At 39.9% G+C, this 21,414-nt stretch carries 20 protein-coding genes; 17 read left to right on the forward strand and 3 right to left on the reverse strand.

Features of this window, described 5'->3' with window-relative positions; all coding sequences use genetic code 11:
- The first annotated feature begins 558 nt into the window (after positions 1 to 558).
- The 4 genes from FC27_RS09180 to FC27_RS09195 all read left to right on the forward strand — a co-directional run bounded on the left by FC27_RS09180 (position 559) and on the right by FC27_RS09195 (position 3,906).
- A complete protein-coding gene (locus tag FC27_RS09180) occupies positions 559 to 1,542 on the forward strand; it encodes a PTS sugar transporter subunit IIB (RefSeq protein ID WP_010624825.1) in 984 nt (327 codons plus the stop codon).
- Between the two features lie 48 nt (positions 1,543 to 1,590).
- Positions 1,591 to 2,415, forward strand: a complete 825-nt coding sequence (locus FC27_RS09185) for a PTS mannose/fructose/sorbose transporter subunit IIC (RefSeq protein WP_029508201.1) — start codon at positions 1,591 to 1,593, stop codon at positions 2,413 to 2,415.
- A 17-nt stretch (positions 2,416 to 2,432) separates the two neighbouring features.
- Positions 2,433 to 3,344 carry a PTS system mannose/fructose/sorbose family transporter subunit IID gene (locus FC27_RS09190; RefSeq protein ID WP_010624823.1) on the forward strand — a complete coding sequence of 304 codons (912 nt, stop codon included), beginning with the start codon at positions 2,433 to 2,435 and terminating at the stop codon, positions 3,342 to 3,344.
- 175 nt (positions 3,345 to 3,519) lie between these two features.
- Positions 3,520 to 3,906, forward strand: coding sequence for a DUF956 family protein (locus tag FC27_RS09195; RefSeq protein ID WP_010624822.1), 387 nt, complete (start codon positions 3,520 to 3,522; stop codon positions 3,904 to 3,906).
- A gap of 45 nt (positions 3,907 to 3,951) precedes the next feature.
- On the opposite strand, the gene FC27_RS09200 is transcribed toward FC27_RS09195, so the two are convergent.
- Positions 3,952 to 4,248 carry a hypothetical protein gene (locus tag FC27_RS09200; protein ID WP_010624821.1) on the reverse strand — a complete coding sequence of 99 codons (297 nt, stop codon included), beginning with the start codon at positions 4,246 to 4,248 and terminating at the stop codon, positions 3,952 to 3,954.
- A gap of 18 nt (positions 4,249 to 4,266) precedes the next feature.
- Entirely contained in the window at positions 4,267 to 4,893 is a 627-nt protein-coding gene (locus FC27_RS09205) for a CPBP family intramembrane glutamic endopeptidase (protein WP_010624820.1), read from the reverse strand.
- Between the two features lie 131 nt (positions 4,894 to 5,024).
- Between FC27_RS09205 and groES the strand changes: the two genes are divergently transcribed.
- From groES to FC27_RS09220, 3 genes are all read left to right on the forward strand, one after another.
- Positions 5,025 to 5,309 (forward strand): co-chaperone GroES, encoded by a 285-nt coding sequence (gene groES, locus FC27_RS09210; RefSeq protein WP_010624819.1) that lies wholly within the window; start codon positions 5,025 to 5,027, stop codon positions 5,307 to 5,309.
- A gap of 49 nt (positions 5,310 to 5,358) precedes the next feature.
- Positions 5,359 to 6,996, forward strand: a complete 1,638-nt coding sequence (gene groL, locus FC27_RS09215) for a chaperonin GroEL (protein WP_010624818.1) — start codon at positions 5,359 to 5,361, stop codon at positions 6,994 to 6,996.
- Between the two features lie 166 nt (positions 6,997 to 7,162).
- A complete protein-coding gene (locus tag FC27_RS09220) occupies positions 7,163 to 7,858 on the forward strand; it encodes a DUF554 domain-containing protein (RefSeq protein ID WP_010624817.1) in 696 nt (231 codons plus the stop codon).
- Here FC27_RS09220 and FC27_RS09225 read toward each other — a convergent pair.
- Complete coding sequence (locus FC27_RS09225; RefSeq protein WP_010624816.1) at positions 7,855 to 8,163, reverse strand: hypothetical protein; 309 nt, start codon at positions 8,161 to 8,163, stop codon at positions 7,855 to 7,857. The genes FC27_RS09220 and FC27_RS09225 overlap by 4 nt on opposite strands.
- A gap of 230 nt (positions 8,164 to 8,393) precedes the next feature.
- On the opposite strand from FC27_RS09225, the gene FC27_RS09230 reads away from it, so the two are divergent.
- The 10 genes from FC27_RS09230 to zwf all read left to right on the forward strand — a co-directional run bounded on the left by FC27_RS09230 (position 8,394) and on the right by zwf (position 21,405).
- The gene (locus tag FC27_RS09230) at positions 8,394 to 9,338 is read left to right on the forward strand and encodes a ketopantoate reductase family protein (RefSeq protein WP_010624815.1); all 945 of its coding nucleotides are present in this window, start codon (positions 8,394 to 8,396) and stop codon (positions 9,336 to 9,338) included.
- Between the two features lie 177 nt (positions 9,339 to 9,515).
- Positions 9,516 to 10,319 (forward strand): TIGR00282 family metallophosphoesterase, encoded by an 804-nt coding sequence (locus FC27_RS09235; RefSeq protein WP_010624814.1) that lies wholly within the window; start codon positions 9,516 to 9,518, stop codon positions 10,317 to 10,319.
- A gap of 16 nt (positions 10,320 to 10,335) precedes the next feature.
- Positions 10,336 to 12,963, forward strand: coding sequence for a DNA mismatch repair protein MutS (gene mutS, locus FC27_RS09240; protein ID WP_010624813.1), 2,628 nt, complete (start codon positions 10,336 to 10,338; stop codon positions 12,961 to 12,963).
- Positions 12,964 to 12,977: 14 nt separating this feature from the next.
- A complete protein-coding gene (gene mutL / locus FC27_RS09245) occupies positions 12,978 to 14,900 on the forward strand; it encodes a DNA mismatch repair endonuclease MutL (protein WP_010624812.1) in 1,923 nt (640 codons plus the stop codon).
- A gap of 2 nt (positions 14,901 to 14,902) precedes the next feature.
- On the forward strand, positions 14,903 to 15,499 hold the full coding sequence (gene ruvA, locus FC27_RS09250) for a Holliday junction branch migration protein RuvA (RefSeq protein ID WP_010624811.1): 597 nt from the start codon (positions 14,903 to 14,905) through the stop codon (positions 15,497 to 15,499).
- A gap of 15 nt (positions 15,500 to 15,514) precedes the next feature.
- Positions 15,515 to 16,534, forward strand: a complete 1,020-nt coding sequence (ruvB, locus tag FC27_RS09255; RefSeq protein WP_010624810.1) for a Holliday junction branch migration DNA helicase RuvB — start codon at positions 15,515 to 15,517, stop codon at positions 16,532 to 16,534.
- Entirely contained in the window at positions 16,531 to 17,565 is a 1,035-nt protein-coding gene (gene queA, locus FC27_RS09260; RefSeq protein WP_010624809.1) for a tRNA preQ1(34) S-adenosylmethionine ribosyltransferase-isomerase QueA, read from the forward strand. Before ruvB ends, queA begins: the two co-directional genes overlap by 4 nt.
- Positions 17,566 to 17,721: 156 nt before the next feature.
- Positions 17,722 to 18,867, forward strand: a complete 1,146-nt coding sequence (gene tgt / locus FC27_RS09265; protein ID WP_010624808.1) for a tRNA guanosine(34) transglycosylase Tgt — start codon at positions 17,722 to 17,724, stop codon at positions 18,865 to 18,867.
- Between the two features lie 81 nt (positions 18,868 to 18,948).
- Positions 18,949 to 19,434: a preprotein translocase subunit YajC gene (gene yajC, locus FC27_RS09270; RefSeq protein WP_420805459.1), complete on the forward strand. Its 486-nt coding sequence runs from the start codon at positions 18,949 to 18,951 to the stop codon at positions 19,432 to 19,434.
- A 531-nt stretch (positions 19,435 to 19,965) separates the two neighbouring features.
- Positions 19,966 to 21,405, forward strand: coding sequence for a glucose-6-phosphate dehydrogenase (gene zwf, locus FC27_RS09275; protein ID WP_010624806.1), 1,440 nt, complete (start codon positions 19,966 to 19,968; stop codon positions 21,403 to 21,405).
- Positions 21,406 to 21,414 lie beyond the last annotated feature (9 nt).

The raw sequence follows: 21,414 nt of genomic DNA on the forward strand, positions 1-21,414 counted from the left end.
CCAGAAAGTTTAGACCCTTTTCTTTGTCTATACCAATTGCTAATTTTCGGAAATAAATGATGTAATTTTCTGATTATATCAGTTATTAATCGGTCATTATTGAAAAGATTATTTTTTTACAAAATTGTTGCAAAATGGTAAAAAAACTCTTAAATCAAGTAAAAAAGGCTGTCTTTTTTTTCAAATAATGATATTATGAAAAGGTTCACAATAAGGGTGAGCTTGAATAAGTGAGCTTGAGCGAAAATTTAATTAGGTGTCGTAAAATATATTTTTTTAATCGTAAAGTAAGCGCTTATAATTTCTTTTACGTTAATGAAATAAGTTTGAAAATCAAAAAGATCTTGGAACCTTCAAACTGTATTTTCACATCAGTGATTTTCATTCATTTGATCTTATCTATTTATTCTTGATGATAGTCGAAAACATTTTAATTATGGTTGCTCATAACCTAAGAGAAAACCTATACAAATGTGACGAAACCATCATTTGGGATTGTGGTATTTTCAGTCGTAGTTGGGTATAAAACTATGACAAAACAAATTAGGAGGTAAAAGAATGGTAAGTATTGTCATTGCAAGTCATGGCAAGTTCGCCGATGGTATCAAACAATCAGGTTCGATGATCTTCGGTGAACAAGAAGACGTTCAGTCAGTTACGCTGATGCCAGATATGGGCCCTGACGATCTGAAGAAAAAATTGCAAGATGCAATTGCAAGTTTTTCAGATCAAGACCAAGTTTTGTTCCTAGTTGATCTTTGGGGTGGAACTCCTTTCAATCAAGTCAATGGCTTGTTTGAAGAACACAAAGACAAATGGGCTATCGTGGCTGGTTTGAACTTGCCAATGCTGATTGAAGCTTATGCTTCAAGACTATCGATGGACAGTGCTCAAGAAATTGCTGCACATATCATCGAAACTGCCAAGGATGGAGTTAAAGTTCGTCCCGAAGAATTACAGCCCAAAGAAGAAAAAGCTGCAGCTGCCCCAGCAGCTGCTCCAAAGACCCCAGCAGGCGGGCATCCTGGATCCCTTCAATACGTTCTTGCCCGGATCGATTCACGTTTATTGCACGGACAAGTTGCTACTGGATGGACTCGGTCCACTAATCCAACTCGTATCATCGTTGTTTCTGATGCGGTTGCCAAAGATGATCTCCGGAAACAATTGATTCAACAAGCTGCACCAGCTGGTGTCCACGCTCATGTTGTCCCAATCAAGAAAATGATCGAATTGGCTCAGGATGATAAACACTTCGGAGGGGAAAGAGCTCTCTTGCTTTTTGAAAGCCCTGAAGATGCTCTCCAAGCAATCAAAGGTGGAGTACCGATCAAGACTTTAAACGTTGGTTCGATGGCTCACTCAGAAGGCAAAGTTCAACCGAATAAAGTTTTAGCATTTAGTCAAGAGGATATCGATACTTTCAACAAATTGAAAGATATGGGTATCGACTTCGACGTTCGTAAGGTTCCTGCGGATGGTGAGGGAAATATGCAATCGATCCTTGATAAGGCTCAAGCTGAGTTGAACAAACAGAAATAGTATTTAGTGGGTATGTTGTATTTATAAAAAAACGGAGGATTAATACTAATGCAATTGAATATGATTCAAATAATATTAGTCGTTATTGTATCATTCCTTGCTGGTATGGAAGGTATCTTGGATGAGTTCCATTTTCACCAACCAGTTGTCGCATGTACATTGATCGGCTTAGTCACGGGTCAGTTAGTTCCTTGCATGATCTTAGGTGGTTCATTACAAATGATTGCCTTAGGTTGGGCTAATATTGGAGCTGCTGTTGCCCCTGATGTTGCTTTGGCATCTGTTGCTTCAGCAATCATCTTGGTACTCGGTGGCGATTTCGGTGCAAAGGGTAGAGCTTCAGCTTTAGCTATCGCTGTTCCTCTAGCTGTTGCCGGATTACTATTGACTATCTTAGTTCGTACTATTACTACTGGTATCGTACATATCATGGATGCTGCCGCTAAAGAAGGTAGTTTCCGAAAGATCGATATGTGGCAATACATCGCTATTTCACTACAAGGTCTACGTATTGCCATTCCAGCTGCTTTGATCTTAGCAATCGGTGCTGGACCTGTTAGTTCAATGCTGAAAGCTATGCCATCTTGGTTGACTGATGGTCTTGCCCTAGGTGGTGGTATGGTCGTTGCTGTTGGTTATGCAATGGTTATTAATATGATGGCTTCACGTGAAGTTTGGCCATTCTTCGCAATTGGTTTCGTTTTAGCAACAATCAAGTCATTAACACTTATCGGATTAGGTGCTATTGGTCTTGCTATGGCTATGATCTACTTAGCACTATCGAAAAACGGTGGTGGCTCTGGCTCAGGTTCTGGCGGTAGCGGGGAAACAAATACTGGTGACCCCGTCGGAGACATAATTGACGACTACTAAAATGGAGGAAGATTAAAATGGCTGATCAAGTAAAAATTTCTAAAAGAGATCGTATCGCCGTTTGGTGGCGTTCAACCTTCATTCAAGGTTCTTGGAATTATGAACGTATGCAAAACGGTGGCTGGGCATATTCACTTATCCCAGTTTTGAAAAAATTATATAAGACAAAAGAAGATCGTGCCGCAGCTTTAAAGCGTCACTTGGAATTCTTCAATTGTCACCCTTATCTAGCTTCACCTATCTTGGGTGTAACAATGGCATTGGAAGAGGATCGTGCTAACGGTGCTCCAGTTGATGACGTTGCTATCCAAGGTGTTAAAGTTGGTATGATGGGTCCTTTGGCTGGTATTGGTGATCCTGTGTTCTGGTTCACTGTTAAGCCTATCATCGGTGCCGTAGCCGCATCACTAGCTATGACTGGTAATATCATGGGACCAATCATCTATTTCGTTGCATGGAACGTTATTCGTATGGCCTTCATGTGGTATACACAAGAATTAGGTTACAAAGCTGGTTCAAAGATCACCGAAGATATGTCAGGTGGTTTGCTCCAAAACATCACCAAAGGTGCTTCAATTCTAGGTATGTTTATCTTAGGAGCCTTGATCAACCGGTGGGTTGTTGTTAAATTCACGCCGGTTGTCGCAACTAACAAATTAGCTAAAGGTGCTTATATCGATTGGAGTAATCTCCCATCAGGAACAGCTGGTATCAAGGAAGCTTTGATCCAACATTCGCACGGATTAGCACTCTCGGCAACCAAGGTCACAACGCTTCAAGATAACTTGGATCTGTTGATCCCTGGATTAGCTGCCTTACTATTAACATTGCTTTGCATGTGGTTACTAAAGAAGAAAGTATCACCAATCATCCTTATCTTAGGATTGTTCGTGGTTGGTGTTGTCTTCCACGTAATTGGATTAATGTAATTAGTGTAACTACTTAAACAAGTGTCAGACGCTAAAAATGTCCGTCAATTCAAAATAGGATTGACGGACTTTCTTTATTATCGACGAATTATCAAAATAGTAAGTACTCAGATCCGCCGGTAAAGTTAATTTTAGTTATAATATTATTAAAAGAGTTAAAGAACGGAGTCTATCAATGGTTGAATCGTTAAATAAAAAATCTGAATTAGTTATCAAAGCGACCTCACATATGGGGCTAGAGACCTATGGCCAAATCATGCTAGGGGATAAAGCATTTGAATTTTACAATGACCGTGATAAAAAAGATTTTATCCAGATCCCTTGGACTCAAATAGATTATGTCGTCGTATCTGTTTTGTTTGGTGGCAAATGGATCCCTCGCTATGGGATCAGGACCAAGAAAAATGGGATGTTCACTTTCTCGTCGAAGGATCCTAAACGTGTCCTACGAGGCATCAGGGAACATATCGATGCTGACAAGATCGTCAAATCACTTACTTTCTTCCAAGTCCTTAAACGAGGGTTAACGACGAAACCGAACTTTTTGAAAAAGAAGAAATAAAAAAATAGCTGCAATTTTATCGAAAAATTGCAGCTATTATTGTATTTAGTTTAAAAAGCCCTGTAACCAGCCATGTTTTGAGCTCTGACGAACGTTTACCTCGTTTAAGGTGCTCAGTAGGTCATTGAGTGGTTTTGGCATCATGAAGCCATGATTGCGAACGTAGACACCTGCTTGTTTTCGCAATGGAGTCAAATTTTTGTAACGTTTTTGATAAGTGATCTTTTGATTCAAGTCACCGATCAAAAGATTCAATTTGTCATCAGCCATAATATCAGGATCATCCAGACATTTTTCGGTCAACGATAAAAGCTTTTCGGCATCTTTTTTAGTATATTTCATAATTATTCCTCAAGTGGATTATGCCAAACTAAGTCCGAGCACCACAGCATTCATGATGATATGACTGGTGGCACTGACATAAATATTTTTGGAACGGTAATAAACAAAACAGAACCAAGCACCCATGACCAAGTAGATCACGAAACGAGTATCCTGGTGCATGAAAGCAAACAATAATGAAGAAATCAAGATTGCCCAATAAATATTAGTTGGCTTGATCAAATTAGCAAAGAATACCCTGCGAAAAACTATTTCCTCCATAATTGGAGCACAGAAAAGGATATAAATCAAATAGTATGGATATCCTTTGACTGAAGTCAGTAAACTCATCGTATTTTGAGATGACGTTGGCAGGTGGAGCAAGACTTGTTCGATCAATCCTAAGCCAAATTGGATGACTACCGCGCCGATAGCTCCAATTAAACTCCAAGTGACAAATCGATGCCAATCAAAAGTTTGCTCGAAATCATTTTTGCCATTGGTATGGGTCAAATAAACCATGATAAAAGTGGCAACGATTGCAGCAACCGTCACGATGGCAAAGAAGGGATGTCCGGTCAATCGGAGCATCGACAATATGGTGGAAATAAATAAGAGGGCCAGATAAGTTAAAATCGTTAACAACTGGTTGGTAGAATTTTTCATGTAAACTCCTTTTTTGTGATGTAAATACTTGCATGTTATCTATAAAATGTTAATATAAAAGTTGTGATTAGCACAACGAATGTTTGAGTGCTAAATTAATAATAATAAAAAATTCATCGGAGGGATATAAATTGTTAAAACCACTTGGAGACAGAATTATTGTAACAGTCGATAAAGAAGAAGAGAAGACAGTTGGTGGCATTGTTCTTGCTAACAACGCTAAAGAAAAGCCACAAACAGCTGAAGTTGTAGCTGTTGGTGCTGGTGAAACAACACCGGAAGGTAAAGTATTACCTTTGACAGTTAAAACTGGAGATAAGATTCTCTTCGATAAATATGCTGGCTCAGAAGTAAAATATGACGATAAAGATTACCTAATCCTTCATGAAAAAGACATCATGGCAATCGTTGAATAATTTATCAGGCAAATAAAAAACTATTTAAAAATATGGAGTGTGGAATTTAATGGCTAAAGAAATTAAGTTTTCAGAAGATGCACGTTCTAAAATGTTAGATGGTGTTAACAAACTTGCTAACACTGTTAAGACAACTCTCGGTCCTAAAGGCCGTAACGTTGTTCTTGAAAAGAGTTATGGTTCACCAGAGATCACAAATGATGGTGTAACTATTGCTAAGAGTATCGAATTAGAAGACCACTTCGAAAACATGGGTGCTAAGCTTGTTTCTGAAGTTGCTTCAAAGACTAACGATATCGCCGGTGATGGTACTACTACTGCTACTGTTTTGGCACAATCAATCGTTTCCGAAGGTATGAAGAACGTTACTGCTGGAGCAAACCCAGTCGGCATCAGAAGTGGTATTGAAAAAGCTACTAAGGCTGCAGTTGATGAATTACACAAGATTTCTCACAAGGTTTCAGGCAAAAATGATATTGCTCAAGTAGCATCTGTTTCATCTGCTAGTGAAGAAGTCGGTGGACTTATTGCTGACGCTATGGAAAAAGTTGGTAACGATGGTGTTATCACAATCGAAGAATCAAAGGGTATCGATACAACACTTGATGTTGTTGAAGGTATGCAATTCGACCGTGGTTACATTTCACAATACATGGTTACTGATAACGACAAGATGGAAGCTGATCTCGACAATCCTTACATCTTGATCACTGACAAGAAGATTTCGAATATCCAAGATATCTTGCCATTGTTGCAAAAGATCGTTCAACAAGGTAAAGCATTGTTGATCATCGCTGATGACATTGATGGTGAAGCACTACCAACACTTGTTTTGAACAAGATCCGTGGAACATTCAATGTTGTTGCTGTTAAGGCACCTGGTTTTGGTGACCGTCGTAAGGCTCAACTTGAAGATATTGCCCAATTGACTGGTGCTCAAGTTATCACTTCAGACCTTGGCCTTGAACTAAAAGATACTACTATGGATCAATTAGGTTCAGCTGGTAAGGTTACTGTTACAAAAGACAACACAACTATTGTTGAAGGTGCTGGTTCAAAAGATGCCATCGCCGAACGTGTTGACACAATCAAGAAACAAGTTGCTGAATCAACTTCAGACTTCGATAAAGAGAAATTACAAGAACGTTTAGCTAAGTTATCTGGTGGTGTTGCCGTTGTTAAAGTCGGTGCTGCTACAGAAACTGAACTAAAAGAACGTAAATACAGAATTGAAGATGCTTTAAACGCCACACGTGCCGCTGTTGAAGAAGGTTACGTTGCTGGTGGTGGTACTGCCCTGATCGACATCCTAGACGCTGTTAAAGCTGTTAAGGGTGACGGAGACGTTCAAACAGGTATCAATATCGTTGTTCGTGCTCTTGAAGAGCCAGTACGTCAAATCGCTGAAAATGCTGGTCTTGAAGGTTCAGTTATCGTTGAACACTTGAAGACACAAGATAAAGAAGTCGGCTACAATGCTGCAACTGAAAACTGGGAGAACATGATCGATGCTGGTATCATTGACCCTACTAAGGTTACACGTTCAGCACTTCAAAACGCTGCCAGTGTATCAGCTCTATTGTTGACAACTGAAGCAGTCGTTGCTGACAAACCAGATCCAAATGCACCTGCACAACCAGCCGCTGGCGCAAATCCAGCCGCAGGTGGTATGGGCGGAATGATGTAATCATTTCCCATCAAAACCCCAACAAACCGATGAGAACATTGTTGGAATAGAATATCCCTGAGAAATATTAGAAATAAATACCAAAAAATGGAGTTGTTGATTTATTCAGCAACTCCATTTTTGTATGCTACAATTTTGGATATATTAATAACAATGGGGAAAAATAATGATCGGGACAATTTTTAATGTTTGTATGATTCTTGTAGGTAGTCTTATCGGGCGGTTTTTGCATAAGGGGTTGAAACCAGAACTTCAGAAGATATTGACGCAGTCATTAGGCTTAGCGGCCGCTTTGATCGGTATCAATGCTGTTGTCCAAAACATGCCAAAAAGACACTACCCAGTCCTATTCATCGTTAGTTTAGCTATCGGTGGAGTAGTCGGACAGTGGTTGAATATCGAAACACATTTTGATAATTTAGTGAACCGTTTTTCTAAGCCAGATCCAAATAGTAAGACCAATTTTGCTGAAGGTTTAGCTACAGCAATTCTTTTGTATTGTATTGGTTCCTTGTCAATTCTGGGACCGATTCAAGCGGCTTTGAAACAAGACTATACTTTCCTATTCACTAATGGGATGTTAGACGGAATCACTTCAATCGTACTAGCCTCGACCTTTGGCTTTGGGATCGCCCTAGCAGCTGGAGCGGTATTCATTTGGCAGGGCAGTATTTATCTAATCGCTTTTTATCTTCAAAATGCTATCAGTTCAAGCATGGTGACCGAACTAACGATCGTCGGCGGGATTTTGATCTTTGCATCAGGTTTAGGATTATTGAAAATCCAAAAAATCAGCGTCTTGAATTTATTACCATCGTTAGTCGTGCCAATCGTGGGCGTGTTGATTTTACAAGCTTTCTAAATCTGTGATAGGCAATAAATCAAATAACCACCAATAAGTATCAAGATGAGAGAGACACCGCCAGTCAGCGGATGTCTCCTTTTTATTAGGCAATAGATCAAGGTAACAAGTGCTGTCAGACTAAATAAAATCAACGGTAGTAACAAAGTATTGAAGATAAAAAGACAGATCAAGTCGATAACGATTGAACAGTAGAGTAAATATTCTGATTTTTTCAGTTCTAAGTTGTAAAACAAAATAGCTGGTAATTGCAACACGATACAAACGATCAATTTAAAGACTAGCCTCAAGGTAAAATTGGCCAATATCACTCATCTCCTTCAATACAAAAAAGTATAGCTTGCCAATGTAAATATTCGGTTAAGTTAAACGCGAATTTAATAATTATTCTAATCTTGATACATTGTGAAATAGTATTGTAATAATAAATAACCAGATAAATTGTTGACATTTATTAAAATAAGATTAATAATCTTTAATAATTACTTTTTTGTGAGGTTTTAATACGAAATATACAGTATTAGGCGCAGGTGCAATGGGATTGAGATATGGATTGTTGTTGCAAGACGCCGGCTTCCCAGTTGACTTTGTTGAGATCTGGGACAAATCGATCGAGACCATCAAAGAACAAGGCGGAGTTTATCAATCAAGAGACCGTCAAAATAAACATCTCGTACCAGTAAATATTTATTCACCTGAGGATTATCAAGGAGATCCTGATGTTTGGATCGTTTTCGTTAAGCAAATGCAATTAGCTGATGCTCTAAAAAGGTGTCAACATCTTTTCAACGATAAGCAGTATGTAGTTGCACCTATGAATGGCATCGGTCATATCGAGAAATTGAATCAATATTTTGATTCCGAGAAGGTCTTGAGCGGAACTGCCATGATTGCAACAGTCTTGAATGGACCTGGTGACGTTGATTTCATGGGTGCTGCTGGTAGTGGCAGTATGAAACTGGTCAATCAAAATGAGACACCAGATGAGATGACTTATAAGATTGTTGATGAGTTCAAGCAAGCCAACTTGAATCCCGATTTGACCACGAATTTCATGGGTACTTTGATGTCAAAAGTTATCCTCAATTCAGTTCTGAACACTCTTTGTACGATGTTTGAAATAAGAATGGGTGAATTCATTCAAGCTCCGACCGCTGAAAAACTTGGTCAACAATTGGTCGATGAAGCCTTCGATGTTTGTGAGCGTGCCAATATCCAACTGCTCAACACGCGCCAACAAGAATGGCAGACTATCAAAACTGCCAGTGAGACCAGCATGCCGCTACATTATCCTTCGATGTATCAAGACATGCATAAAAACCGACCAACCGAAGTCGATTATATCAACGGGTATATTTACGACTTGGGTGTTAAACATCATTACGAAGCCTCGACCCATGACTATTTGAGAAACTTAGTTCATTTAGCCGAGTTTGCGAAGAACTTTGATGAAGAGAAGTTTTTGGCTAGTAAAGAATAAAAGGCTATTTTGCTTGATTTAAACAATTAATAAATAAGCACTTCTGAAAAACATTTCAGAAGTGCTTTTCTTTGTTATAATGATTATCCGTTAATAGGAAAAAAGGTGCTGGAGGAATGACCGAACAGGTGTTTCTTTGGTACAATGGTTTAAGTATAGATTGGGGACTTTTATAATATGAAAATACTTTTTGTCGGGGATGTTGTAGGCAATATTGGGATCAAATCTTTGGAGACTTATTTGCCACAAATCAAGCAAGTCGTGAAACCGCAATTGACGATCGTTAATGGCGAGAACGCTGTTAATGGTAAGGGGATAAATCTCGAAGCTTATCAAAAGATTCAAGTTGCTGGTGCCGACGTGGTTTCAGGTGGCAATCACAGTTGGGATCGTAAAGAAGGTATTGATCTATACAACGACTCCAAGAAAAATATTTTACGGCCTTACAATTTTCCAGGAGATAATGTTCCTGGTAAGGGCATGATCAAAATAAATGTTAATCAGAAAAAAGTGTATGTGATCAACATGCAAGGGACAGCCATGATGGCTCCTTTAGACAATCCTTTCCATACCTTTGACAAGTTATTGCCAACGTTAGAAAAAGATGCTATCAAATTCGTTGATTTTCATGCTGAGACGACTAGTGAAAAAATCGCTACGGGGATGTATTTAACTGGTAAAGTTTCAGCTGTCGTTGGAACGCATACGCACGTTCAAACTAACGATGCTCACGTCTTCAATAAAGAAACAGCTTATTTGTCTGATGTCGGGATGACTGGTTCTTACGACGGTATTTTAGGAGTAACGAAAGGCCAAATCATCACCCGCTTTTTGACCCAACGTCCAACTAAACATGAAGTAGACGAAGATGGTCGGATGCAGATCAGTTTTTGCGTCGTCGACATCAATGATCAAACTAATAACGCCCGGAGCATTAAAAATTACGTAATTAATCCTGATAATAAAAAATTTTTAGAATAATTAGTGGAGGAAATTCATGCCACAGAAAACAAAAGAAACACCAATGATGGAACAATATCTGGAATACAAGAAACAATTTCCAGATGCTTTTTTGTTTTATCGAGTTGGTGATTTTTATGAGATGTTTTATGACGATGCCATAAAAGGTTCCCAGATCTTGGAACTGACATTGACATCCCGTAATAAAAAAGCTGACGACAGCATCCCCATGTGTGGGGTACCTCATAAAGCGGTCGAAAGCTATATTGATACCTTAGTTGATAAAGGTTATAAAGTCGCTGTTTGTGATCAATTGGAAAACCCTGCCGATGCTGAAGGCAAGATGGTCAAACGTGGCATCACTCGTGTGGTCACGCCCGGTACCATTATGGACAACGCCAATCAAGCAACTGAGAACAATTACATCACAGCAATCACTAATAACAAAGGGGCCTTTGGCTTAGCCTATGCTGATCTTTCGACTGGTGAAGTCAAAGTTACCAGTATCGACAATCAATTAGGCCTGATCAACGAAATGCAGAATCTCAATACTAAAGAAACAGTCGTCTTAAATACCTTTCCCAAAAAGTATCTTGATCCTATTAGGAAGCTCGGTATTTTGATCTCAAGGATAACCGATCTGGAAGATAACTATAGCTTTGATTTTTCAGCTGTCACTGACGATTCACAAGTCGATACTTTGAAGCTTTTGATTAGTTATTTGATCAAAACGCAGATGCGTTCACTGGATCATCTAAAAGCTGCCCAAACTTATGAGACTTCGGCATACTTGTTGATGGACCACAATGCTCAAAGTAACTTAGAGCTGTTCAAAAATATTCGGACAGATAAGAAGTCAGGTACTTTACTGTGGCTGTTAGATGAGACGAAAACTGCCATGGGCGGACGTTTGTTGAAACAATGGCTAGCTCGTCCGTTGATCAAAGCTAATAAATTGCGGGACCGCCAGCACATCGTGCAAGTTTTCTTGGATAATTATTTCCAAAGAGCTTCGTTTCAAGATTATTTGACGAAAGTTTACGACTTGGAGCGTTTGGCTGGTCGGGTCGCATATGGGACGGTCAATGGTCGTGATTTGATCCAATTGAAGACGTCTTTGGAACAAGTTCCCCAGATCAAATCGATCCTGTTGGACATCGGTGATGACCAGCTTAGTTCATATGTCGAAAAAATCGACGATGTGGCCGATGTGCGTGATTTGATCGACCGAGCTATTGTCGATGAGCCACCGATTTCGGTCACTGGTGGTGGGGTGATCAAGGAAGGTTATAATGACCAACTTGATCAATACACTGATGCTTCGAAGAATGGTAAGCAGTGGATGGCTGAATTGAAGGTCAAGGAACAAGAAGTCACTGGTATCAACAATTTGAAGATCGGCTACAACAAAGTTTTCGGTTACTATATTGAGATCAGTCGCGCCAATATTGATAAAGTTCCTGAAGGCCGCTATCAACGGAAACAGACTTTGACTAACGCTGAACGTTACATTACCCCTGAGTTGAAGGAAAAAGAAAGCTTGATCCTAGAAGCAGAGGACAAGTCGCAAGCTTTGGAATATCACCTGTTCGATGAGATCAGGGCTAAAGTCAAAAAGCAGATCAGACGTCTGCAAGACCTGGCTAGTATCTTGTCTGAATTAGATGTTTTGCAAAGTTTTGCTATCGTTTCTGAGACTTATCACTACGTCGCACCTGACTTTGTCGAAGGCCATCAATTGAAGATCGTCAACGGTCGTCATCCAGTGGTGGAAAAAGTTTTGGGGAACAATAGTTATATCCCTAATGATGTTACTTTTGATTCGGAGACCGATGTCTTGTTGATCACTGGTCCTAACATGTCAGGTAAGAGTACTTACATGCGTCAATTAGCATTAACAGTCATCATGGCTCAGATCGGTTGTTTCGTGCCGGCAGAAGCAGCCACGTTGCCAATCTTTGACCATATCTTCACTCGGATTGGTGCAGCTGATGATTTGATCTCTGGTGACAGTACTTTCATGGTTGAAATGCGGGAAGCTAACGATGCTTTGAAGAATGCTACCAAGAACTCATTGGTCATTTTTGACGAATTAGGCCGTGGTACCGCCACTTATGACGGGATGGCACTGGCACAGGCAATAATCGAATATATCGATAAAAACGTCCATGCAATGACGATGTTCTCGACACACTACCATGAATTGACAGTCTTAGAGAGTCAATTGACTGGCGTCAAAAATGTGCACGTTGATGCTTCAGAAGAAGACGGGAACTTGGTATTCTTGCATAAAGTCTTACCTGGTCCAGCCGATAAATCTTACGGTATCCATGTCGCAAAATTAGCTGGTTTACCAGATCAGGTCCTGACTAGGGCCGACAGTATCCTATCTAAATTAGAGTCGGAGGGCGGAGCAGAGATCAAAGCTTCAGAAGATGTCATCGTGGCTGAAACTAAAGCAGATATGCCAGTCGAAGAAAAACCGAAAAAGAAAACTAAAAAAGCTCAACCGGACGACGGGCAATTATCATTGTTTCCTGAAGATGACCCTAATATGCTTAAAGCAAAAGAGGTCACTGATGAACTATCTAAACAGGACCTAATGAACGTCACGCCGATTGAGGCTATCAATCTACTATATAAATGGCAACAAAAACTTAAATAAAGAAGGTGAATAGTGTGGGTAAGATTCATGAATTACCAGTTGAATTAAGTAACCAGATTGCAGCTGGTGAAGTGATCGAACGTCCGGCCTCAGTAGTCAAAGAGTTGGTCGAAAACTCGATCGATGCCCACGCTGACCAGATTCAGATCAGGGTCGAACAATCGGGACTCAAATCGATCGAAGTCAATGACAACGGCGATGGGATTGCTGCTGACGATGTTGAAGTGGCATTTTTACCGCATTCGACTAGTAAAATCGCTACTGACCGTGACTTGTTTGCAGTCAAGACTTTGGGATTCCGTGGTGAAGCTTTAGCTAGTATCGCTTCAGTTTCTAAATTGACCTTGTTGACTAGTACTGATGGGAAATCAGCCGTCAAAGCTGATTTTGCCGGAAATACTTTATTGAACAAAGAGACTCATGCTCGTTCAAAGGGAACGACCGTCACAGTCAGAGATATCTTTTTCAATACTCCAGCACGATTGAAATATGTTAAATCGCTCCATACCGAATTGAATCGGATCGTCGATATCGTCGACCGATTAGCTATGGGCCATCCAGAAATTTCCTTTAGATTGATCCATGAAAAAAAGGACTTGGTCTGGACTTCGGGCAACGGCAATTTGCAACAAACGATTGCTGGTATCTATGGCCGAACGATTGCTAGTCACATGATGAATTTTGAGAATTCTGACAGCGACTACCAAATCCAAGGTTATTTCTCTAAACCAGATACGACGAGGTCGAATCGTTCTTATATCTCGATGATCTTAAATGGCCGCTATATCAAGAATTATCAATTAACTAATGCGGTCATTTGTGGTTATGGTAGTAAGTTGATGATTGGGCGTTTTCCAGTGGCAGTGATCGATATCAAATTAGAACCGACATTAGTGGACATCAACGTTCACCCAACTAAGCAGGAAGTTCGTTTGGCTAATGAAGGTAAAATTGGTGATTTGATCAGTGAAGGTATTCGTGCTCGCTTATCTGATCAAAACTTGATCCCGGATGCTGTCAAAAACTTAGGTCGCAAGACTCCTAATCAGGCTCCAATTGAAAAGCCGGAACAGATCAGTTTTGATTCATTGGAAACTTTGGATAAGATCGATTCGACGATCCATGAGTCGACTGAACCTAAACGAGAAGAACCTACCACGCAAACCGTTGACCCAGTATTGACTAGTACGCCGATCTTTCAAGACCAAGCACATTTAAAGTCTTGGGACGCGCGACTAAAAGATGAACAACAAGAACAAGTCAACGTAGTGGATAACGACTCTAGTACCTCCACTAATTTGAAAACCGACACCAATGAAACTCATCAAGAATTTCCCGACTTAAGGTATATTGGTCAGATTCACGGGACTTATTTGGTGGCTGAGAGTCAGGATGGCTTTTATTTGGTCGATCAGCATGCGGCTCAAGAACGGGTCAATTATGAATATTATCGTGACGAGATTGGGAAGGTCTCCCAAGACCAGCAGCGCTTGTTGGTACCGATCGTTTTGGATTATTCCAATACGGAAGCAATCATGATCAAGTCGAAAAAGGACATCTTGGAAGATATTGGTTTGCATGTTGAGGAGTTTGGGCAGAATAGTTTCGTTATCAACACCCATCCGACTTGGTTTGTCCCTGGACAAGAGGAGTCGACGATCCGTGAAATGATCGATTATGTTTTGAATGATTCAAAGATCAGTGTGGCTAGTTTCCGAGAAAAGAATGCCATTATGATGAGCTGTAAGCGAGCTATCAAGGCTAATCATCATTTGGATGACCGTGAAGCGATGCATTTGTTACACAATTTGACTAAGTGCGAGAATCCGTATAATTGTCCTCATGGCCGGCCTGTATTGGTCCAATTTAGCAATAAAGACTTAGAAAAAATGTTCAAGCGAATCCAAGATTCGCATGACACTAGAGAAAGTGAATAATAATGTTTGAATACTTAGATGGCAAGATTACTTTTATTGACCCGGCATATATCGTGGTCGACGTAGCCGGTGTGGGCTATAAGGTACAGGTAGCTAATCCCTACCGGTACGAACAAGGTCAAGCGGCGAAAGTCTTTGTTGAGCAGATCGTTCGTGATAATGAACAATCTTTATATGGATTTTACGATTTGAACGAGAAGAAGATCTTCTTGAATTTGATCAGCGTTTCTGGCATTGGGCCTAAGAGTGCTTTGGCTATTTTAGCCGGCCAAGACCATAGTGGTCTGATCAATGCGATTGAAAATAACGATGTGAAGTTTTTGACCAAGTTCCCTAAGATCGGTAAGAAAACCGCTCAACAGATCATCTTAGACTTGAATGGTAAGTTCACGGCAGAGGGCCAGATGACCTTAGGACAGGCTCCAATTCCGTTGACTAATGGAACTGATTCACCGGAACTCTTGGATGGACTTGCAGCCTTGCAATCATTGGGGTATTCTCCTAGAGAAATCGTCAAGATCAAAGATCAACTTAAACAAGAAAATTTAGATTCAGCCGATGCTTATTTGCGAGCTGGGTTACAATTATTGACGAAATAACTGAGGAGGTAGTTTATGGATAATCATGACAGACTGACTGATGCGGATGCATTGGATGAAAATGAAGACATGTCAGAAAAAACTCTCCGTCCCCAAACGTTTGATGACTACTTAGGTCAAGAAAAAGCCAAGCATGAATTGGATGTTTACATCCGTGCCGCTAAGCAAAGGAAACAAACCTTAGATCACGTCTTGCTTTATGGACCTCCAGGGTTAGGTAAGACGACTCTGGCAATGATCATCGCTAATGAAATGGGGGTAAACATTCACACCACGACTGGTCCTTCGATTGAAAAATCGGGTGATCTTGTGGCTGTGCTTGATGAATTATCTCCAGGTGATATCCTATTTATTGATGAGATCCACCGGATGCCTAAAGCTGTTGAAGAAGTGCTTTATTCAGCAATGGAGGATTTTTATATCGATATCATCGTTGGACAAGGGACCGAATCGCGCTCGTTGCACCACGAATTAGTGCCCTACACCTTGATTGGTGCTACGACAACATCCGGTAAATTATCAGCTCCTTTGCGTGATCGTTTTGGGATCATCGAACATATGGAGTATTACAGTGAAGCTGAACTTGCTAAGATTGTTTACCGCTCAGCTAAAGTATTAGATATTAAAATTGATGAAGATGGAGCCCACGAGTTGGCCCGTCGTTCTCGAGGTACGCCTAGAATTGCTAACCGCTTGTTGAAACGTGTTCGTGATTTTGCACAGGTAAGTAATCAGGATAAAATTGATTACGATATTGCCAAATCAGCCTTGAATCAACTTCAAGTTGATGACGCTGGATTGGATAACCTTGACCGCCGTATCCTTTCAATGATGATTGAACTTTATAATGGTGGACCGCTAGGTATCAAAGTTATCTCTGCCAATATTGGTGAGGATCAAGAAACGATTGAATCAGTTTACGAACCTTACTTAATGCAAATGGGCTTTTTGAAACGAACAGCGAGAGGCCGGATCGTAACGCGTAAAGGCTATGAACATTTAGGATATCCGTATCCTGAGGAGGAAAGAAAATGACATTAACTACTGAAGATTTTGACTATGATTTACCTGAAGAATTAATTGCTCAGACACCGATCAAAGACCGTGACCATTCACGTCTGTTGGTCTTGGACCACGATACTGGTGCTTATGAAGACAAGCATTTTTATGATATTTTAGACTACTTGAACCCAGGCGATGCCTTGGTCATGAATAATTCACGTGTTTTGCCAGCTAGACTTTACGGTTCAAAAGAAGATACTGATGGCCACGAAGAAGTCTTATTATTGAACAATACTGAAGGAGACAAGTGGGAAGTTCTAATGAAACCTGCTCGTAGAGCTCATCCTGGTACTGTGATCACCTTTGGTGATGGTCAACTCAAAGCGACAGTTTTGGAAGACCTCGAACATGGTGGTAAGATCATTGAATTTCATTATGATGGTATTTTCCTTGAGATTTTGGAACGTTTAGGCGAAATGCCTTTACCTCCATATATCAAGGAAAAGCTCGATGACCCCGACCGTTACCAAACGGTATATGCCAAGGAGAACGGCTCAGCTGCCGCCCCAACAGCCGGCCTACATTGGACCAAAGATTTATTGGAAAAGGTCCAAGAAAAGGGTGTTAAGTTGGTATATTTGACGCTTCATGTCGGATTGGGCACGTTCCGTCCGGTGACTGAATCGGATATCAGCAAGCACGTCATGCACTCAGAGTTTTACCGTTTGGACGAGGACTCAGCCAAAACGTTGAATGACGTTAGAAAAAACGGTGGTAAAATCGTTGCTACTGGGACAACTTCAATCAGAACTCTAGAAACAATCGGAACAAAATTCAATGGTGAGATCAAGCCAGATAGTGGCTGGACCGACATTTTCATCAAACCAGGTTACGAATGGAAGGTAGTTGATGAATTCATCACTAACTTCCATCTACCAAAATCAACCCTAGTAATGTTAGTAGCAGCCTTCACAGGTAGAGAAAACATCTTAAATGCATACCAACACGCCATTGAAGAGAAATATCGATTCTTCAGTTTCGGCGACGCAATGTTTATAAAATAGAGAGCGGAACAAAGCGGTTAGGGGGCGAGCATTGCCTAGTCGTAGGGTTAATGCGTTCTATGCATTCACCTCTGAAGTGAAACCAATAACCAAATAAAAAAATCCGATGGGGAAGAACGAATGTTTTTCTCCATCTTTTATAGAAAAGAGACATATATGACTGAACCGGCAATTAAATACAAATTGATCCAGAAGGAAAAGCACACTGGTGCTCGTCTTGGTTTGATCGAAACTCCCCATGGTACTTTTGAAACACCGATGTTCATGCCTGTGGGAACTGAAGCAACGGTCAAGAATATGGCACCTGAGGATCTGGAAAAAATTGGTGCAACCATTATCCTTTCCAATACTTATCATCTTTGGCTAAGACCTGGAGAAGATATTGTTAAAGAAGCTGGTGGATTACATAAATTCATGAACTGGAATAAGGGTATCTTGACTGATTCCGGTGGTTTCCAAGTTTTCTCATTGGCTAATACCCGTGATATCACTGAAGCGGGTGTCCATTTCCGTAATCATTTGAATGGACGTCGTGAATTCTTGTCACCAGAAAAAGCTATTCAGATCGAAAACGATTTGGGACCTGACATCATGATGAGTTTGGATGAATGTCCACCATTCTTTGAAAGCTATGACTACATCAAAGATTCTGTTGCCCGGACTAGTCGTTGGGCTGAAAGAGGTTTGAGAGCTCACCGTAATCCTGATTGGCAAGCACTATTTGGGATCGTTCAAGGCGCAGGTTACGAAGATCTTCGTAAACAAAGTGCCCAAGATCTTGTCAGCATGGACTTTCCTGGTTATTCGATCGGTGGCCTCTCAGTTGGCGAGTCGAAGAGCGAAATGAACCACGTGCTTGATTTTACGGCACCATTATTGCCAGAAAACAAACCACGTTACTTGATGGGAGTAGGTTCAGCCGATGCCTTGATTGATGGAGTAATCCGTGGGATCGATATGTTCGACTGCGTTCTACCAACTAGAATTGCCAGAAACGGAACATGTATGACCACTCATGGACGCTTAGTAGTTAAAAATGCCAAATATGCCCGTGATTTCCGACCATTGGATGAAGATTGTGATTGCTACGTATGCCGAAATTATTCACGTGCGTATATTCGTCATTTGATCAATGCTAACGAATTGTTCGGTACTCATCTAACGAGTTATCACAATTTGTATTTCTTATTGAAGTTGATGGCAGATGTCCGTCAATCGATCAAAGATGACAATTTGCTTGAATTTAGAGAACATGTTTTTGAACAATATGGCTTCAACAAGAAAAATGCCAAAAATTTCTAATAAAGTTAGATAAATCTTTTGGTTTTCTGGATAGAACTTGTAATATTTGTTACCCTATAATTATATGAATAAATACACGAGGTGGAAAATTTGAATATATTAACATTAGGTGCAGCTGCTGGTGGTGGTGCCGGAAGTTATACTATGATTATCTTTATTATTATTTTGTTTGTCGGTATGTACTTTATCTCGATCCGTCCACAAAAGAAGCAACAACAAAAGCGTCAAGAGATGCTTAAGCAAATGTCAAAGGGTGACAAAGTAGTTACTCTTGGTGGTATCAAAGGAACAATCGAGTCAATCGACCGTGATAGTAAAGAAGTAGTTGTTGACTGTGATGGTATTTACTTAACTTTTGATTTGAACTTTATCCGTAAAGCTACATCAGCTGATAATGTTAAAGAAAGTACTACAAAAAATGCTCCTAAAAAGGTTGAACCTGCTGAAGAAGCAAAAAAACAACCTGCTGATGACTCAGCTAAAGAAGCAAAAAGTGAAGCAACAGCTGAAAAGCCAGCTGAAGAAACAAAAACAGACGATACTAAATCAGACTCATCTGACAAGTAAGTTTTTATGCTATAAATCATTGTTGATTTATAGCTTTTTTTTTACTTTTTTTCGTTTAAATGACGTTAGAAATAATTTATATGCTATTCTATTCAATGTAAGAAAAAAGCCGTGGTGGGTAAGTAATCTACCGCAAATCGTTCCATATTTATGACGTCATAATTAAGTGGTCAGAGCGATAAGTAGCCTACTCGAAAAGTATTTTTGATCAACTATTGAAGTTGACGTCAAATAATCAGTTATCCAGTAAAGTGTTTTTGCACCAGAGAATTGTTTCACTTAAGAGGAGTTTAAAATTGTCAGTCGAACTGCTTTCTTGCTAGTATTAAGAGTGGTAATTTTATTATTCGGTATTATTTGAATGATATTTTCATAAATGGAGTGAAAATACTTGCTTTACAGTCTACTCGAAGGTCTAAACTATCTTTTAAATTGTTATCAGATTGCCTTATAGAGCTTTATTGAAGAAGTTTTGTAAGTGCTGTTGTAGAATGAAAACATACGATGCTTGGAAAAAGGAGTAATAAAAATATGACAACTGAAAAATCAGCAGTGTTTATTATTTTTGGGGGTTCTGGGGACTTAGCTCATCGGAAATTATATCCAGCTATGTATAATCTTTATAAATCAGGAGTACTTAAGGATCACTTTGCGGTCATTGGTACTGCTAGAAGACCTTGGAGTGACGACTACTATCGTTCGACAGTGGTTGATTCGCTTGAGGATGTCGACGATGATGAGAAAGCCATGACAGAATTTTCAAAGCATTTCTTCTATCAATCACATGATGTGACTGATTCCGATCACTATATTGCTTTGAAGAACTTAGCTGCCAAATTGGATGATCAATTCGATACTGGTCATAATCGGATCTATTATATGGCTATTGCCCCACGTTTCTTTGGAACCGTAGCTGAGCATATCAATTCTGAAGGTCTCAAGACTGATGGATACAATCGTTTGGTTATTGAAAAGCCTTTTGGACGTTCATTTGATAGTGCTTGCGATTTGAATAGTTCCTTGACGAAGACTTTTTCAGAGTCAGAGATTTATCGGATGGATCACTATCTTGGTAAGTTTATGGTGCAACAATTAACTGATATCAGAATGAAAAATAAGACTTTTGAAAAAGCACTCGATCATAAGTACGTTTCCAACATGCAAATAACACTTTCTGAATCACTTGGTGTTGAAGACCGTGGTGGCTATTATGAAACTGCTGGGGTCCTACGTGATATGATTCAAAATCATATTATGCAGATCATTGGTGCAGTTGCCATGGATGAACCTGCTAAGCTTGACTCTGATTCGATTCATGAAGTTAAACGAGCTGTCTTTGCCAATTTGAAGGATCTAACTCCCGAGGAAGTTGATCAAAACTTTGTCCGTGGACAATATGGTGAAGATGCTACTGGCAAACTTAAGGCTTATCGTGAGGAAGACAATGTCGATGCTAACTCGAATATCGAAACTTTCGTTGCTGGTAAAGTAACGATGAGTAACGAACGTTGGGATGGCGTACCATTCTATGTTCGTTCAGGTAAGAGAATGCCAGCTAAGTCTTCAAGAATCGATGTTGTCTTTAATGATAAAGTTGAAGAACTGGGTATCAAGCCAAATACGACCGTTACTTTCTTGATCGAACCTGAAAATGGTAGTTCGATCTTAGTTAACGGAATAGATTATCAATCAGCTAACCAAGACTTCATTAAGTTCCCTGAAGATAGTCATTACTTTGACAACGAGCGTGAAGCTTATGAAAGCTTAATGATCGATATTTTAGATGGCGACCAAATTCACTTTACTTTGTGGGATGAGTTACAAAATACTTGGAAATATGTTGATGTCATCCGTCAACAATGGGATAATGAAACACCTGATTTTCCTAACTATATGAGTAAAACAATTGGTCCAGATGCTGCTTCAGAATTACTTGAAAAAGATGGTAATACTTGGGTCTGGGACGCTTAATTGGTGGTG

Source organism: Companilactobacillus versmoldensis DSM 14857 = KCTC 3814 (genome assembly GCF_001434295.1).
Classification (GTDB): domain Bacteria; phylum Bacillota; class Bacilli; order Lactobacillales; family Lactobacillaceae; genus Companilactobacillus; species Companilactobacillus versmoldensis.

Coding starts and splice junctions, on each gene's coding strand:
- FC27_RS09190 (WP_010624823.1), top strand. CDS start 2,433: ATGGCTGATCAAGTAAAAATTTCTAAAAGAGATCGTATCGCCGTTTGG.
- zwf (WP_010624806.1), top strand. CDS start 19,966: ATGACAACTGAAAAATCAGCAGTGTTTATTATTTTTGGGGGTTCTGGG.
- FC27_RS09185 (WP_029508201.1), top strand. CDS start 1,591: ATGCAATTGAATATGATTCAAATAATATTAGTCGTTATTGTATCATTC.
- groL (WP_010624818.1), top strand. CDS start 5,359: ATGGCTAAAGAAATTAAGTTTTCAGAAGATGCACGTTCTAAAATGTTA.
- FC27_RS09195 (WP_010624822.1), top strand. CDS start 3,520: ATGGTTGAATCGTTAAATAAAAAATCTGAATTAGTTATCAAAGCGACC.
- queA (WP_010624809.1), top strand. CDS start 16,531: ATGACATTAACTACTGAAGATTTTGACTATGATTTACCTGAAGAATTA.
- FC27_RS09235 (WP_010624814.1), top strand. CDS start 9,516: ATGAAAATACTTTTTGTCGGGGATGTTGTAGGCAATATTGGGATCAAA.
- ruvA (WP_010624811.1), top strand. CDS start 14,903: ATGTTTGAATACTTAGATGGCAAGATTACTTTTATTGACCCGGCATAT.
- ruvB (WP_010624810.1), top strand. CDS start 15,515: ATGGATAATCATGACAGACTGACTGATGCGGATGCATTGGATGAAAAT.
- FC27_RS09205 (WP_010624820.1), bottom strand. CDS start 4,893: ATGAAAAATTCTACCAACCAGTTGTTAACGATTTTAACTTATCTGGCC.
- FC27_RS09220 (WP_010624817.1), top strand. CDS start 7,163: ATGATCGGGACAATTTTTAATGTTTGTATGATTCTTGTAGGTAGTCTT.
- tgt (WP_010624808.1), top strand. CDS start 17,722: ATGACTGAACCGGCAATTAAATACAAATTGATCCAGAAGGAAAAGCAC.
- FC27_RS09200 (WP_010624821.1), bottom strand. CDS start 4,248: ATGAAATATACTAAAAAAGATGCCGAAAAGCTTTTATCGTTGACCGAA.
- mutS (WP_010624813.1), top strand. CDS start 10,336: ATGCCACAGAAAACAAAAGAAACACCAATGATGGAACAATATCTGGAA.
- FC27_RS09180 (WP_010624825.1), top strand. CDS start 559: ATGGTAAGTATTGTCATTGCAAGTCATGGCAAGTTCGCCGATGGTATC.
- FC27_RS09230 (WP_010624815.1), top strand. CDS start 8,394: ATGGGATTGAGATATGGATTGTTGTTGCAAGACGCCGGCTTCCCAGTT.